The sequence below is a fragment of the Bacillus sp. N5-665 genome (assembly GCF_022637375.2).
GTDB classification, from domain to species: domain Bacteria; phylum Bacillota; class Bacilli; order Bacillales; family Bacillaceae_G; genus Bacillus_A; species Bacillus_A wiedmannii.
Genome location: NZ_CP093325.1, coordinates 3,449,909 through 3,464,847, shown reverse-complemented (window position 1 = coordinate 3,464,847; position 14,939 = coordinate 3,449,909). Strand labels below are relative to the sequence as shown.

Annotated in this window: 14 protein-coding genes; 7 read left to right on the top strand and 7 right to left on the bottom strand. The window is 36.3% G+C overall.

Annotation, left to right across the window (positions count from 1 at the left end; translation table 11 throughout):
• The first annotated feature begins 5 nt into the window (after positions 1 to 5).
• The 5 genes from MNO09_RS20305 (at position 6) to narK (ending at position 4,346) form a co-directional block, all read left to right on the top strand.
• Positions 6 to 1,019, top strand: a complete 1,014-nt coding sequence (locus tag MNO09_RS20305; RefSeq protein WP_001158147.1) for a molybdopterin-synthase adenylyltransferase MoeB — start codon at positions 6 to 8, stop codon at positions 1,017 to 1,019.
• Between the two features lie 42 nt (positions 1,020 to 1,061).
• Positions 1,062 to 2,351, top strand: coding sequence for a molybdopterin molybdotransferase MoeA (locus MNO09_RS20300; protein WP_000890794.1), 1,290 nt, complete (start codon positions 1,062 to 1,064; stop codon positions 2,349 to 2,351).
• Positions 2,352 to 2,395: 44 nt separating this feature from the next.
• Complete coding sequence (locus MNO09_RS20295; protein WP_000582103.1) at positions 2,396 to 2,866, top strand: molybdenum cofactor biosynthesis protein MoaE; 471 nt, start codon at positions 2,396 to 2,398, stop codon at positions 2,864 to 2,866.
• Positions 2,863 to 3,096 (top strand): molybdopterin converting factor subunit 1, encoded by a 234-nt coding sequence (gene moaD, locus MNO09_RS20290; RefSeq protein ID WP_000573685.1) that lies wholly within the window; start codon positions 2,863 to 2,865, stop codon positions 3,094 to 3,096. The genes MNO09_RS20295 and moaD overlap by 4 nt, the downstream gene beginning before the upstream one ends.
• 80 nt (positions 3,097 to 3,176) lie before the next feature.
• Positions 3,177 to 4,346, top strand: a complete 1,170-nt coding sequence (gene narK, locus MNO09_RS20285; protein ID WP_000678171.1) for a nitrate transporter NarK — start codon at positions 3,177 to 3,179, stop codon at positions 4,344 to 4,346.
• A 286-nt stretch (positions 4,347 to 4,632) separates the two neighbouring features.
• On the opposite strand, the gene MNO09_RS20280 is transcribed toward narK, so the two are convergent.
• Positions 4,633 to 5,988: an RNA-guided endonuclease TnpB family protein gene (locus MNO09_RS20280; protein ID WP_070168731.1), complete on the bottom strand. Its 1,356-nt coding sequence runs from the start codon at positions 5,986 to 5,988 to the stop codon at positions 4,633 to 4,635.
• A 574-nt stretch (positions 5,989 to 6,562) separates the two neighbouring features.
• Here MNO09_RS20280 and MNO09_RS20275 point away from each other — a divergent pair.
• Both MNO09_RS20275 and MNO09_RS20270 read left to right on the top strand, forming a co-directional pair.
• Positions 6,563 to 6,760 (top strand): PspC domain-containing protein, encoded by a 198-nt coding sequence (locus MNO09_RS20275; RefSeq protein WP_000737850.1) that lies wholly within the window; start codon positions 6,563 to 6,565, stop codon positions 6,758 to 6,760.
• A gap of 498 nt (positions 6,761 to 7,258) precedes the next feature.
• Positions 7,259 to 8,176 carry an AEC family transporter gene (locus MNO09_RS20270; RefSeq protein ID WP_078183115.1) on the top strand — a complete coding sequence of 306 codons (918 nt, stop codon included), beginning with the start codon at positions 7,259 to 7,261 and terminating at the stop codon, positions 8,174 to 8,176.
• Between the two features lie 223 nt (positions 8,177 to 8,399).
• On the opposite strand, the gene MNO09_RS20265 is transcribed toward MNO09_RS20270, so the two are convergent.
• The 6 genes from MNO09_RS20265 to ric form a co-directional block, all read right to left on the bottom strand.
• Positions 8,400 to 8,870, bottom strand: a complete 471-nt coding sequence (locus MNO09_RS20265) for a precorrin-2 dehydrogenase (protein WP_078183116.1) — start codon at positions 8,868 to 8,870, stop codon at positions 8,400 to 8,402.
• On the bottom strand, positions 8,863 to 9,573 hold the full coding sequence (locus MNO09_RS20260; RefSeq protein WP_000676447.1) for a sirohydrochlorin chelatase: 711 nt from the start codon (positions 9,571 to 9,573) through the stop codon (positions 8,863 to 8,865). Before MNO09_RS20260 ends, MNO09_RS20265 begins: the two co-directional genes overlap by 8 nt.
• Positions 9,570 to 10,994, bottom strand: coding sequence for a uroporphyrin-III C-methyltransferase (locus MNO09_RS20255; protein ID WP_070168735.1), 1,425 nt, complete (start codon positions 10,992 to 10,994; stop codon positions 9,570 to 9,572). Before MNO09_RS20255 ends, MNO09_RS20260 begins: the two co-directional genes overlap by 4 nt.
• Before the next feature lie 59 nt (positions 10,995 to 11,053).
• On the bottom strand, positions 11,054 to 11,371 hold the full coding sequence (gene nirD, locus MNO09_RS20250) for a nitrite reductase small subunit NirD (protein ID WP_000616696.1): 318 nt from the start codon (positions 11,369 to 11,371) through the stop codon (positions 11,054 to 11,056).
• 15 nt (positions 11,372 to 11,386) lie between these two features.
• Complete coding sequence (nirB, locus tag MNO09_RS20245; protein ID WP_078183117.1) at positions 11,387 to 13,792, bottom strand: NADPH-nitrite reductase large subunit; 2,406 nt, start codon at positions 13,790 to 13,792, stop codon at positions 11,387 to 11,389.
• A 208-nt stretch (positions 13,793 to 14,000) separates the two neighbouring features.
• Positions 14,001 to 14,708 (bottom strand): iron-sulfur cluster repair di-iron protein, encoded by a 708-nt coding sequence (gene ric, locus MNO09_RS20240; RefSeq protein WP_064473964.1) that lies wholly within the window; start codon positions 14,706 to 14,708, stop codon positions 14,001 to 14,003.
• Positions 14,709 to 14,939: the final 231 nt, after the last annotated feature.

The following is a 14,939-nucleotide window of genomic DNA, read 5'->3' as shown; positions in this document are numbered from 1 at the left end:
CCTCTATGCAAGAGCGATATTCAAGGCAAGTATTGTTTTCTGGAATTGGTGAAATGGGACAAAGCAAAATAAGAGAAAAGCAAGTGCTCCTAATCGGTGCGGGTGCACTAGGAGCTGCAAATGCGGAAGCGCTCGTTAGGATGGGAATTGGGAAATTGACAATTGCCGATCGTGACTACGTCGAATGGAGTAATTTACAGCGGCAACAGTTATATACAGAAGAAGATGCAAAGCAGTCTAAACCGAAAGCAATTGCAGCGGCAGAACATGTAAGAAAGATTAATTCTGAAGTGGAAATTGTACCAGTTGTAACGGATGTCACAATGCAAGAAATAGAAGAGTTAACAAAAGAAGTAGATCTCATATTAGATGCGACTGACAATTTTGATACGCGCCTACTTATAAATGACATCTCACAAAAAGAAAATATACCTTGGATATACGGTGGATGCATTGGAAGTTACGGTGTAACGTATACAATTCTTCCTGGGAAAACACCATGTTTTCGCTGTCTAATGGATCATCCTATGGGCGGTGCAACATGCGATACAGCCGGAATTATTCAGCCAGCTGTACAGATGGTTGTTGCTCACCAAGTGACAGAGGCGATGAAAATATTGGTGGATGATTATGAGTCGCTAAGAGGAACGATGTTATCATTTGATATTTGGAACAATCAATATCTCTCATTAAAAGTAAATAGACAGAAAAAAACTACATGTCCATCTTGTGGGAAATCACGAACGTATCCAAGTCTAGCATTTGAAGCGCAGATGAAAACGGAAGTGCTATGCGGACGGAATACGGTTCAAATCCGTTCAGGAATAAAGAGAAATCTTAATTTAAACGAAATTCAAAAACGATTACAAAAAAGTGTACATGTCCAAAAAACGCCTTACTTACTATCATTTCTAATTGATGAATATCGTTTCGTGTTATTTACAGACGGTAGAGCATTTATTCATGGAACAAATGATGTGAAAATAGCAAAACGATTATACGCAAAATATATAGGATGAACAGAAAGAGCGTTGCCCCTTATTAAAACGAGGTGAAAAAGAATGTTAGAAAAACGTATACCAATTCCGGTGGCAGAAGCAGTGGCACGTGTAATGAAATACGCTCATCAAGGTGAAATAGAAGAGGTTTCTCTTATAGAAAGTTACGGAAGAATTCTTGGAGAAGATGTTATTGCAGATCATGATGTCCCTCATTTTGATCGCTCTCCATACGACGGGTTTGCGATTCGAGCAGAAGATACAAAAGAAGCAAGTAGCAGTAATCCCATTCTGTTTGAAGTGATTGGTGAAATTGGAGCCGGTTTTGTTTTTACAGAAGAAGTGAAAGCATTTCAAGCTGTCCGTATTATGACCGGAGCCGCAATTCCAAAAGGGTGTAATGCGGTTGTTATGTTAGAGCTAACGGAAGGATTTGAAGAAAAAGAAAAGACGTATATGAAATTAAAACGCTCCTTCGCCGCCGGTGATAACATTTCTTTTAAAGGTGAAGATGTAAAACAAAATACCATCCTTGTGAAAAAAGGGACTGTTATTAACCCTGGAGTAGTGGCGCTTCTTTCTACGTTTGGTTATAGTACCGTTTACGTTGTAAAACAGCCGGTTATCGGAATTGTAACGACAGGAAGTGAACTGCTTGAAGTACATGAACAATTAAAGCCAGGGAAGATTCGAAATAGTAACTCCTATATGATAGCTGCTCAAGTTGAACGAGCGGGCGGAGTTGTACAGTATTATGGACAATTCGCTGACGATTTTGAGACGTGTTATAACACTGTGAAAAAAGCGATAAAAGAAGTCGATATTTTAATTACAACTGGTGGCGTTTCGGTAGGAGACTATGACTATTTACCTGCTATTTATGAGAGATTACGAGCTAATGTGCTTTTCAACAAAATAGCGATGCGACCGGGAAGTGTGACAACTGTAGCTGAGCTAGAAGGAAAACTATTATTTGGTCTATCTGGTAATCCTTCAGCTTGTTATGTCGGTTGTGAATTATATGTTCGGCCAGCCATTGGAACATATTTGCATAGAAAAGATTCGCACGTATATCGTGCAGAGGCAATATTACAGAAAGACTTTCTGAAAGCAAACCCATTTACTCGTTTTGTACGAGGGAAAGTGGAAATTGTAGATGGAACATTGCAAGCTACACCAGTTGGTTTAGACAAATCTAGTGCAATTTCTTCACTTGCAGAGGCGAATGCATGTATAGTCCTGCCGGGAGGAACGAGAGGATTTGAAGCAGGAATAACTGTTTCGGTACTGTTATTAGAATCAAGCGCCGGAAGTGAGTGGCCGTGGGAAGAACCACTTCGATCATACAAATAATAGAAAAATAGGTTGCTAACTTATACAAAGATAAGAGGTGCAAGATGATACATACGTATTATGAAGTAATTGATACACCTATTTCAATTGAAGAAGTTACAAACAAAGTAATTCGTCGTGAATGTGGCGCAGTTGCAACTTTCATTGGTACTGTCAGAGAATTTACGAAAGGGCGTCGTACACTATATTTAGAGTATGTAGCTTATAAGACAATGGCGGAGAAACAGCTTAAGAGAATTGGCACCGAAGTAGGAGAGAAGTGGCCTGGGACAAATGTCGCCATTACACATCGCATTGGTACATTACAAATTTCTGATCTTGCTGTTGTCGTCGCTGTTTCTACACCACATCGGAAAGCTGCCTATGAGGCGAACGAATATATTATGGAGCGTATAAAACAAATTGTTCCAATATGGAAGAAAGAGTTTTGGGAAGATGGTGAGTCATGGATAGGTGATCAGTTAGAGAAGGTAGCGTATGTAAATGGTGAGCCTAGAAAGGAGATGAGAATATGATTGAAGTACTATTATTTGCACATTTACAAGAAGAAGTAAGTAAGTCAGCATTACACATAGATTGTGAAAATATTACGGTTGCTGAACTAAAGGAAGTCCTTATTACGAAATACAACGTAGCAATTTCAAGTGAGATAATGGTCGCTATCAATGAAGAGTATGCAAATGAGGATGATATCATTCAAACTGGCGATGTCATAGCAATGATTCCGCCAGTAAGTGGTGGTTGATTCTTTTCAGCCTAATCATGTTAGGACGTGATTAGGCTGGAGGGAATGAATATAACTATGCATACATAGGAGGGAACAGGATGAAAGGTCCTAATTTTCAATTAAGTTTACAAACTTCTAATCTAGTTATCGGTTTTATGGTATGGGTTATTTTATCATCATTAATGCCTTATATTAAAGCGGATATTCCATTAACTGCGGGACAAATTTCTATGGTAACAGCAGTACCGGTTATTTTAGGTTCTGTTCTTCGCATTCCAATTGGTTATTGGACAAATCGTTTCGGAGCAAGAAAATTATTCTTTATTAGTTTTATTCTATTATTATTTCCTGTCTTTTATATTAGTGTTGCCAATTCAATGATGGATTTAATTATTGGTGGCTTATTCGTCGGAATCGGTGGGGCCGTATTCTCCGTAGGGGTAACTTCTTTACCGAAATACTTTCCGAAAGAGAGTCACGGTTTTGTAAATGGTATTTACGGTGTCGGTAACGCCGGAACAGCAATTACTTCGTTTTTAGCACCTGTCATTGCAACTTCAGTTGGCTGGAGAACGACAGTACAGTGTTATTTAGTTTTACTTGCAGCATTTGCACTTATGAACTTTTTATTAGGTGATCGTAAGGAGAAAAAGGTGAATACACCATTAATGGAACAAATAAAAGGTGTATATAAAAATGAAAAACTTTGGTTTTTATGTATCTTTTACTTTTTAACATTCGGATCATTTGTCGCATTTACAGTATACTTACCAAACTTTTTAGTATCTCATTTCGGATTAGAAAAAGTAGATGCAGGTATGCGGACAGCCGGATTCATCGTATTAGCAACAATGATGCGTCCGATTGGTGGTTGGCTTGGTGATAAGTTTAACCCGTTTAAAATATTAATCTTCGTATTTATCGGTTTAACACTTTCAGGTATTATTTTATCATTTATGCCTAGTATGAACGTGTATACATTTGGTTGCCTACTAGTCGCATTTTGCGCAGGTATTGGTAATGGTACAATCTTCAAACTCGTTCCAATGTACTTCTCAGAACAAGCTGGTATTGTAAATGGACTCGTTTCAGCTTTAGGCGGACTAGGAGGGTTCTTCCCACCCCTAATTTTAACTTTACTATTCCAACTAACAGGTCATTATGCAATTGGATTTATGGCATTATCAGAAGTCGCACTTGCTTGTTTAATCATTACAGTATGGATGTATAGTCAAGAGAAGCTGTTAGTGATGTTAAAGAATCATTAGTCAACTACCCCCACTGAGATGAAGCGTTTCAGTGGGGGCTTGAGTTAGAAAGCTAGGTCTTTTCATCTATCGCTAGACATTTGACGCTCTAGCATTCATGCCACCTTACCGTAACACCCCAAGTATGTTTTTGGTTGGTACTGGCAACGAACGATTGTTTTCCCACTTGCACCACCCTTTCGAAAAAGAGCAGTTCTTCCTTATGGAAGAAGCCACCACTCAGATGAATCCGGCGTGTACTACAAGCCCCGACAAGTCGAGTACACATAGATGGTTGACGCACCCACTAAGCTATGCGCGAAGCAACAGCCTTACGTTTTTGTACTTCTAATAGAATCGGTGTTTTCACTTTAAGACTTTCATCCAATTCTACAACTCTTGATTTTTTCAATGTATTCAGCGCACCATTAATATCAGCATGGATACATGTTCCTGCTTTACTTTTGTACAGACCACGGGTGATTCGTTTGCCACTAAAGCGATAATAAGTTTTATCATCCTTAGACCAAACTGGAACCGGATCTTTATCAAGAAAACTAGCTTTAGAAGTATAGCTTTCTTCTTGTTTTAAAAATCGTATCCCTTCTTTTATACATTTATTCTCAATCGCTGCAATCAGTTCATGAAACGGGATTTGAACAAACGTTTGATTATTCTTTTTCCCCATATCAGATCTTTGTTTCCAACCAACGTTATAGCCTACGACAATCGTATCTATGCCAAATGCTTTCACTTTTTTGAACAACAGGCCTACAGTTTGTGAAATGTAACCATTTATTTGTCGTTCGCGTTTATGCCAAAGTGCAGCCGTTTGATTCGTTACAACACGTTTCGAAAGTCCATTTTCTATATTTTTCTGTTGGAGATTACGTATCATTTTGTTGAAGTACTGGTTAATGGATTTTAGTTTTTTTCCAGCAATTAAAAATGTATCACCTGTATTTGTCACGCAACTTACTAATCTATCTACACCTAAATCGCAACTCAAAGCGTTACTAGTGGTCGCTGATTGTTTCTTCATTTGAGAGACGTGCATCTCATATGTATAATGCACCTCAAAGAACCGACCTTTTTGCTTCGGTACAATCTCAATGTAGGAGATTTTTTTATTTCTTACGTTTTTAGGCATACGTATTTTAATGGAACCGAATTTTTTTCTGAATGCAACACTCATCGGAATCATCCAATATCCGTTATCATCCACTTTTGGAACTTGATAGATTTCAATGATTCGTTTGTCAGTTGGACGAGAATAATTCGGAAACTTAGGACGACCTGTGAACTTCTCAGGATTTTTCTTCCATTTTTCCATCGCTTTAAAAAAGCTCTTTACTTCTGCATATAAGGCTCTACGAATTGCTTGAACAGAGTTTGATTGAATGCCCCAGTAGTTCATATCGGCTTGCATGGCAGTATCCACTTCTTTTACAGTAGCCATTTTATTATGGTTCAAATAACTTTGTTTCATCGTGTACAACCCAACATTTCGCAATGCTTTTGAACTATGTGACATGCGTTGCAGTAAGCGGAATTCTTTGGCAGTCAGGCAAGCTCGTCCGATATTTTGTTTCTGCGTAAAACGTTGCATAGTTTCTCTTTTCTTTTGTTTACGTAATACTTTCACTGCTTTCTTCCTAGTCATAGTTTTCACCACCTTTCTTAGAAAGTTCATTAAAATTATTTTTTTGACAAATCAATATTTGGAACGGAACAAAATGTGAACATAGTCTGCATCGCAATTCCTATTGGCTCAAGTAACAAAAGGATTATGATTATCCAATTTCGTTGTCTTACGATCTATTCCCTCCTTATCTAAGGGCAGATTGTATCGTAAGACAAAAAGAAACAAAAGTGTTTGGTCTACCTACTGATAGCAATTCATCTCCACCTGATTTGTTGGGTTTCACCCGTAACACACATCAGATGGAGTCTTCTTGCCGAAAAGGATAAAGAAAAAGAACCATCCTAAAGTAATCTAGGATGGTTCTTTTAGTAATAGGCTTCAATATGTTATATTGCTATCTTAACAAATGCTTGTTTTCTAAAATAATGTGGTATTAAAATGAAAACCAGAAGTTTTATGGGATTTTATGTTAAAATATAGATATCAGATGTTATTCAATTAAAGGGTAGGTTAGTTAAAGAAAGTTTAAATTTCTTCCAAAGATCGAACTAATTTTTAACATACAAATATTTAATTGGATCGGGGTGTTTAGATGAAAAAGTTATATAAGTCCACTCAAGATAAACAAGTATCAGGTGTGTTAGGTGGCTTAAGCGACAAGTATGAAATTGATGTAAGTATTCTTCGCATAGTAACTGCATTATCAGCTTTTTTTACTAGTGGATTTACAGTGTTACTTTATATAATTGCTGCAATTGTTTTGCCTACAGATAAAGAAATTAAGCGATAAATGTATGAAATTAAATCGAATTCCACAATGGGGAACTTTAAAGGAACGAGTAGCTAAAGGTACTTCGCCTCTTACACGTTTAGCGTACTAGAAAGGGACTTTGCCTTTGTCGGAATATATCGAGAACGAAAATAATAACTTTTGAATGAAACGATGACTATTGATCGCTAACGAATCGATAAATAGTCGCTCCTTTCTAAATTATATCTATTAATATGTATAAAAAAATATTAAAATATTGAAATGTTTCGAAATTCAAAAACATATGGAGGTATCTATAACGAGAAAAAACTGCATATTTTTAGGCCCAGATTTTTGGGTAAGGCTAATGGATATTGTGAAAAAATACACTTAAAATAAAGAATACAGTTTAGGGTGATAAGATAAAATTATGAATTTGTATAAATAATCCCTAATTTTCTTTATGAGTCATATTTGATATGTTAAGGAAAAGAGAGCGTTTAATCCAACTAAAATATATGTAGAATGAGGTTTTAAATGTTTGTTTTTATTATATTAGACGTAATATTACCAATATTAATATTGATGCTAATTGGTGCAATCTTACAAAGAAAGTTCCAATTTAACTTAAAGCAGCTATCTACACTTATTACTTATTGCTTGATGCCAGCGGCTGTATTTGTGAATATATATGATATTAGTATAGAAACAGGTTTGTTGCTCCAGATAATATACTATTTAATACTTTACAGTCTGAGTGTGATGATAGTAAGTCATTTCATTTCAAAAACATTAAAGTTAGAAAAAGGAGAAAGTGCAGCTCTAAAAAATAGCATTTCGTTAATGAATTCCGGTAATTATGGATTACCAGTAAGTCAATTGATTTTCAGTCACAATCCAGTGGGGGTTTCCATTCAGATTTTTATTGTCATTTTCCAGAATCTTTTAACTTATTCATATGGGATATATAACTTACTATCAGCAACAAAAACAATCGGAAGTATTATTCAATCATTTCTAAGACTACCTGTATTTCATGCACTCATATTAGGGGTTCTCTTTCAATCTTTTACAATTCAAATACCTAATTATATCTTTCTACCTCTTAATCAGCTTGCGAATAGTTTTGTTGCAATAGCACTCATATTGCTAGGAGCGCAATTATCCAACATTAAGCTTAATTTTTTCCATCGAGTCATAACATGGGCTTTAATTGGAAGATTATTGATGGGACCATTATTAGCACTTGCCATGATATACCTACTAAACATTGATGGTATTGTTGCACAATTATTATTTATTGCAAGTTCTTTTCCTACTTCAAGAAATACATCAACCATTGCTATGGAGTATCAAATAGAGCCTGAATTACATGCACAAATCGTTTTATTTTCAACACTTTTCAGCATTATTACAGTAACTGTCGTTATTTATTTGTCATATATTTTGTTTTGAATATACGTGCAAAAACGAATAGATTTGAGGCGGTAAATGATGGACAGAAATCCCATCGATATGAGAAGAAAACAGTCTTTGATATATTAGGTGTCGTTTACAATTGTACCATGCCTGATAATCAAGCGGCTTAATTCAAAAAAGGAACCAAAACAAAAAGAACAAACGCTTCTAAAAAACGTTTGTCCAAAGGTAATTACTATTTTAGTTAAGAAATAGATTATTATTTGTGAGTACGAGAAAGCTTTTTTATAAGTTTAGGAAATATAGATGTTAGTTCCTGCTTCAAACGCTTTGTAAACGATGGATTTTTACCTGAAGTTGAAATAGTGACAACATATTCATCATATCGAATGACACCCGGTGTGTGAAACGATGATTTTGTACCGTCACTTACAACGTTAACCCATTGAAAATCATGGGCAGCTTGTTTGACCATCATATTGACATCATGTTGATTTGTAGCTGCATAAATAAGGTGAGCATCTTTAATATCATCATTACTAAAAGTTTTTTGCTTCCAAGTAATAAAAGGTAGTTCCTTCATTTCCTCGCAAATTTCTGGGCTGACAACGGTCACAAAAGCGCCTGTATTTTTTAATCCAGACGCTTTTCGATATGCAATTTTACCTCCACCAATAATCACGACCACTTTTTTATTTAGATTAAACATAAGAGGGTACATGTCATACATACACACATTCCTCCATTCGTTCTAACAATGTTAATTTCATATATGTATCAAACTGAAGACAGTTACAAGTCGTAACGTGATCATATTTTTTCGTATGCAACTTAATTTTTTGAAGCAACAATCCGGTAAAGAGAAGGTACGGCATGACATAAACATGGGAGGCAGTCGATGTTATAGCCTTGAGCTCAGCAGTAAAAGAGGGCGCTCCTTTCGTTAAAAAGGAGCACGATACTGGCATACTGAGTTTTCGTTCGACCGTTGCTCCGATTTGTTGTAACTCATGTATCGGCTGTGGATCACTGCTACCTCTCCCTACGAGTAAAATACTACTATCTTGCATTGGCATAGTTTCACGTATTCTTTTTACTACAAGTTCCACCATATGTGGATGCGTACTAAAGGGTGGTACAACTGAAAATGTTATTTGTGGATATTTCTTTTGTAGTTGCTCTATTTCAAAAGGAATGTCACGTTTATAGTGAGCTGCTGCAAATAATAAAACAGGTACAATCATTATTTCAGTTGCGCCCTCTAGTATCGTTTCTGTAACTACATCTTGAATGGTAGGTGTCGTTAGTTCTAGGAAAGCTATTTTTTGAATCTGTTCGTTACGTTCTTTCATAACAGATTGAATAAAGTGAATGAATTGTTCATTACCTTCTTGCAGGCGACTACCGTGTCCAACATATACAATTCCTTTCATTGTCCCACCATGTCTTTCTTCATAATCATGTCTTGTAATTGTTGATCTACGTTATAAAACCCGATTTTCTTCGCATAGTGTAAAGTTGGAATATCGGTATATGAGAAGGGAAGAGTAAGAATATCGATAAAGCCAAGGCGTTTTATTTCTGATAGAAATGTATCAATTGAGGCACGCCCTTCAAATACAATACTATCCCATGAGAATTCAGAAAGCATACGAGAATGGACTTCATCGAAACGATGATCAATTGTATACGCATGAGTCATCATATATGACCCGGCACCAATTTTCTCTTGAATAAAAGCAATCCGATTAATATTTCTGCCTAAATAAACAGTAGTATCAGAAGAGAATGCTGCTTGTTTACTTAGTAGCCCATATTGCATCAGTTTTTCTTGAGTGGCAACGTTCATATATTGCAGTTTCGCCTGTAAGGAACGAATATCTTTCTGATGTTTACTACATGATCGCATCAATATTTCTACACTTTCAGCTGAATAAAAAACAAGGCGATCAACGTTAAAAATTTCATTGATTTGTTCAAATGTTAATGTGTATTCTTCCTTTTTGAAAGTTGGAATTTGATATATTTCTGCACCGGCTTCTTGTAACTTTTGCACCATTGAACTTGTTTTATTTGTTGCGGATGCAAATAAAACTTTTTTACCATGTAATGGTTTACGTTCTTTCCAAGCGATTTGATTACGTAAGGAAACGACATCACCAACAATTGTCATGGATGGATTTGAAATATTCTCGTTTTTGACGATAGGAACAATGGTTGAAAGTGTTCCTGTGACAACGCGCTGCTTTCCGGTTGTACCCCATTCAATGACGGCTACTGGCGTATCTTTTTTCTTTCCTGCTTGTAGTAAGTTTTCACAAATTGTAGGTAAGTTTTTTATACCCATGTAGTAGGCAATTGTGTCGCTATTGTGGGATGAATTATATTTTCCATGATCGGTTAAAGGGCCTTTTGCATGCCCAGTTAATAAAGTGACGCTATTACTGTAGTTACGGTGGGTGAGGGGGATACCTGCATAGCTACTAGCGGCGATGCTAGATGTAATACCTGGTACGATTTCATATGGAACGTTCGCTGCTGCTAAAGTTGCTGCTTCTTCACCAACGCGGCCAAAAATAGATGGATCTCCGCCCTTTAATCGGACAACGATTTTTCCTTCTTGTGCGAATTGAAGGAGGTGGGCGTTAATCATTTCTTGTCGCATAATATGATTCTTTGGCATTTTGCCGCAATAAATAAGTTCACATGTTTCTTTTGTATAACTAAGAAAGAAAGGGTTTAATAAACGGTCATATAAAACGATATCTGCACGCTTTAAACAATCTATCGCTTTCTTTGTAATAAGCCCTTCATCACCCGGTCCTGCACCAACTAAATATACATATCCGTTCATAATCGCACCTCTTCTATTTTTATGTAAAAGGAAGCCAGGGGGAGGCTTCCTTTCGTAAATTACATGTTTATATAAATGTCACCATCAATAACTTCTACTTCGTATGTTTGGATACAGCCGTCATCAGGTTTTTGAACTTCACCTGTTATTAATGAGATTTTCCAATCATGCAGTGGACAAAAGACGAATTCTCCAGATACAATTCCTTCTGCTAACGGTCCGTTTTTATGAGGACAACGATTTTCTACAGCTCGAATATCTCCATTTGAAAGGCGGAATAGGGCGATAGACGTACCTTTCATTTGCACTTCTTTACCGATTTGAATAGGAAGGTCTTCCGCACGCATAACTTTTATTTTTTCTTTCGTTTGTATCATATAGATCACAGCTCCTTATTTCACAGTTTCTACTTCATACATCGCTTTTAATGACTTCGTTTCTAGTGCTTGTCCCCACGCTTCCGTATATGTGCTACGAGCTGTTTGGAAGCGTTCATTTAGCGTAGTCACCATACTTGCATCTTGTAGTATTTCTTTTATGTGATCGAAGCCTAAACGTTCTGTCCAGTAGGCAGTACGCTCTCCATAAATACCAGTTTCACGATAATATTGCATGTAAGCTGTAGCGATGCGAAGGACATCATCTTCAGTTGGGACAATCATTACAAAATCAGCTTCGCGTACTTCTGTACCACCATTTCCGCCAATATAAAGTTGGTATCCATTTTCGACACAAACAACGCCAAAATCTTTCGTTAGTACTTCCGCACAGTTACGAGGACAGCCCGTTACACCCATCTTCATTTTATGTGGTGTATCTACCATTTCTAATGATTGTTCAAGTAGCATACCAAGTCCTAATGAATCTTTCGTACCGAAACGGCAGAAGCGAGAACCAACACATGATTTTACATTACGAAGAGATTTTGAATACGCATATCCCGAAGTCATATGTAAGTCAGCCCATACGTTAGGTAAATCTTGTTTTTTTACACCATATAAGCCGATTCGACTCGCACCTGTAATTTTCACAAGAGGGACGTCATATTTTTTCGCAACTTCAGCAATTTTCATTAAATCATCAGCTGTTGTAACGCCTCCGTACATACGTGGAATAACAGAAAATGTACCATCGTGCTGAATGTTACCATTCATTCTTTCATTAACGAAACGAGATGATTTATCATCTTCATATTCTTCTGGAATCGCCATCCGTAAGTAGTAATTTAAAGCAGGGCGACATTTTGAACAGCCGTCTTCATGTGCAAAACCAAGAACATTGCGTACTTCTTTTGGAGATTTTAAGCCTTTCTCGTGAATGGCTGCTACGACTTCATCACGTGATAAAGTTGTACATCCGCACATACCAGCAGACTGCGCAGAAGCATCAAAAGCATCTCCGAGTGTATGAGATAAAACTTGTTCCACAAGCGGACGACATTTACCACAAGATCCTGCGGCTTTCGTGCAGCCTTTTACTTCTTCAAAAGTAGTTAACTCTTGCTCTAAAATGGCATGAACGATTGTACCTTTCGTAACACCATTACATCCACAAATCGTGTCATCTGCACTCATTGTAGCAACGTCAAGTTCACTTTCTTCACCAGCTTTGTGAAGAAGGGAAGCGGCTGTATATTCTTGTATATCTTCTTCTTTCTTTAACATGCTAAAGAGGCGTGTACCGTCAGCTGTGTCACCATATAAAACGATACCGACGACTTTATTATCACGAATTAATACTTTTTTATAGGAACGTTTACATTCATCAAAGATTGAAATTGCTTTCGTTTGATCATCTTCATAAATTTGGCCAGCAGAGAATAAATCACAACCAGCAACTTTTAATTGCGTACCAACGATACTGCCCATATATCCATTCGTTTGTAAATTCGTTATATGTTTCGCTAATATTGTGCCTTGTTCATAAAGAGGGGCAACAAGTCCATATGCGATACCATCATGTTCTGCGCATTCGCCAACTGCATAAATGGCTTCATCATTTGTTAGCATATAGTCATTGACTACAATGCCGCGATTGACAATGAGACCAGCATCTCTGGCTATTTTCGTATTTGGTCGTATTCCGACAGCCATTACGATTAAATCACAATCTACAACTTCACCATCTTCAAATTGAATGCCAGCAACATAGTCTGTACCAAGAATTTTTACAGTTTTCTTTTCCATTAAAAACTTCATGCCTTGCGCTTCTAAATCTTCACGCAATAGAGAAGCTGCTTTCGTATCTAGTTGTTGCTCCATTAAGTTTGGCATTAAATGAACAACATGCACGTCCATTCCTAAGTCAATTAGACCTCTCGCGGCTTCTAAACCGAGTAACCCGCCACCAATGACAACGGCCTTTTTCTTTTCTTTAGCGGTATCTATCATAAATTGTGTATCTTCAATAGTTCGAAATCCTGTTACACCAGGAAGAGTGGAACCTTCAACAGGTAAAATAAAAGCACTAGAACCTGTTGCAATAATGAGCTTGTCATATGTAAGAGTACGATTCTTTTCTGTAATGATAATTTTTTCTTCTCGGTTAATACTTTGAACTCTTTCGTTTGTGTATAAAGTTATTTCGTTTTCTTCGTACCAACTATATTCATTCATAATGATATCTTGCATATTTGTTTTGCCTTGTAAAACATGAGAGAGCATAATACGGTTGTAGTTTGGATGCGGTTCATCTCCAAAAATAGTAATCTCATATGAATCACTATCATGTTTTAATATTTCTTCCATACAGCGTATGCCAGCCATACCATTTCCGATCATAACTAAACGTTTTTTCATTTTCGTTTCCCCTTTTTATGTGAAATATTGAACAAAGGATTATATTTCTATTATAGAAAATCAAAAAAGCGGGAGATGTGATATTTATCACACTTCTATAATGATTCACAAATTGTTAAAATTCTGATTTGTTTGAGAGGGGCGTGGATATTTTTCGCAAAATGAAAAAGCAGGACATAAGTATTTACACTCATGTCCTGCACTTAATTTATGCTCTCGTAATGGCACGTGGAAATAAAATATTATTTTCTAAATGAATATGCTCAAATAAATCAGACTCTAGCGCTTCAAGGCGTTGATACACAAGTCGATAAGTGCCGCAAGCTCCTTCTGGAGGAGTAAAGTCATTTGTCACTTTACGAAGTTCTTTTATAATATTTCCGGCATGATTGTGTTCATTTTCTAGTTCATCTACTACTTTACGTAACTTTGCATAGTTTTCATCAGTTGGATTTTGTTCAAATTCTAAAATTAATGGAAAATCTTCCGTTTCTTCTTTAATTAAATGCTGTTCTAATTCCATTTTAAGTTCATGAAATAGCTTATGAATTTGAGCTAAATGAGGCTGATTTACTCCATGAACACGTAATACTTTCGTCACATATGGACTTAACTGCGGTAACTCTTCATTTAAATAACGATGATGCTTATTAATTACATAATCAATCAATTCGCGATAAGAAGCATTTTTCCAATCAATTTCAGATTCATTTAATAGTTTCGTATTATGATAAAGCGTATTTAACTCTGTAATTACTTCAGAAGCTGATAAATTTCTTTCATGAATTGCATCAATAAGTGGCTTATTACCACCGCAACAAAAATCTATTCTATACGATTTAAAAAGATCACTAGCTTTCGGAAATTGTGTAACAATCTCACCAACAATTGAAGTTTCAGTAAATGTATGTTCCATATGAATGCCTCCATAAAGTTTAAATGTAATATCTAAATTAAGAATAGCGATAAATGAAAAACAATGTGGTGATTGAAATCACTTATTATGTGTCTGATTTGAGAATAATAGGAGTGATATTTAATAGAGGAAATAATAGAACTGATGACGAAGAATTTTTTGAGCAGGAAATTATCCATAGTGCATTATTAAGGTATAGATGATTTACAAATTTATTTTCTATCAATCTAA

Coding starts and splice junctions, on each gene's coding strand:
- MNO09_RS20305 (WP_001158147.1), top strand. CDS start 6: ATGCAAGAGCGATATTCAAGGCAAGTATTGTTTTCTGGAATTGGTGAA.
- MNO09_RS20300 (WP_000890794.1), top strand. CDS start 1,062: ATGTTAGAAAAACGTATACCAATTCCGGTGGCAGAAGCAGTGGCACGT.
- MNO09_RS20295 (WP_000582103.1), top strand. CDS start 2,396: ATGATACATACGTATTATGAAGTAATTGATACACCTATTTCAATTGAA.
- moaD (WP_000573685.1), top strand. CDS start 2,863: ATGATTGAAGTACTATTATTTGCACATTTACAAGAAGAAGTAAGTAAG.
- narK (WP_000678171.1), top strand. CDS start 3,177: ATGAAAGGTCCTAATTTTCAATTAAGTTTACAAACTTCTAATCTAGTT.
- MNO09_RS20280 (WP_070168731.1), bottom strand. CDS start 5,988: ATGACTAGGAAGAAAGCAGTGAAAGTATTACGTAAACAAAAGAAAAGA.
- MNO09_RS20275 (WP_000737850.1), top strand. CDS start 6,563: ATGAAAAAGTTATATAAGTCCACTCAAGATAAACAAGTATCAGGTGTG.
- MNO09_RS20270 (WP_078183115.1), top strand. CDS start 7,259: ATGTTTGTTTTTATTATATTAGACGTAATATTACCAATATTAATATTG.
- MNO09_RS20265 (WP_078183116.1), bottom strand. CDS start 8,870: ATGTATGACATGTACCCTCTTATGTTTAATCTAAATAAAAAAGTGGTC.
- MNO09_RS20260 (WP_000676447.1), bottom strand. CDS start 9,573: ATGAAAGGAATTGTATATGTTGGACACGGTAGTCGCCTGCAAGAAGGT.
- MNO09_RS20255 (WP_070168735.1), bottom strand. CDS start 10,994: ATGAACGGATATGTATATTTAGTTGGTGCAGGACCGGGTGATGAAGGG.
- nirD (WP_000616696.1), bottom strand. CDS start 11,371: ATGATACAAACGAAAGAAAAAATAAAAGTTATGCGTGCGGAAGACCTT.
- nirB (WP_078183117.1), bottom strand. CDS start 13,792: ATGAAAAAACGTTTAGTTATGATCGGAAATGGTATGGCTGGCATACGC.
- ric (WP_064473964.1), bottom strand. CDS start 14,708: ATGGAACATACATTTACTGAAACTTCAATTGTTGGTGAGATTGTTACA.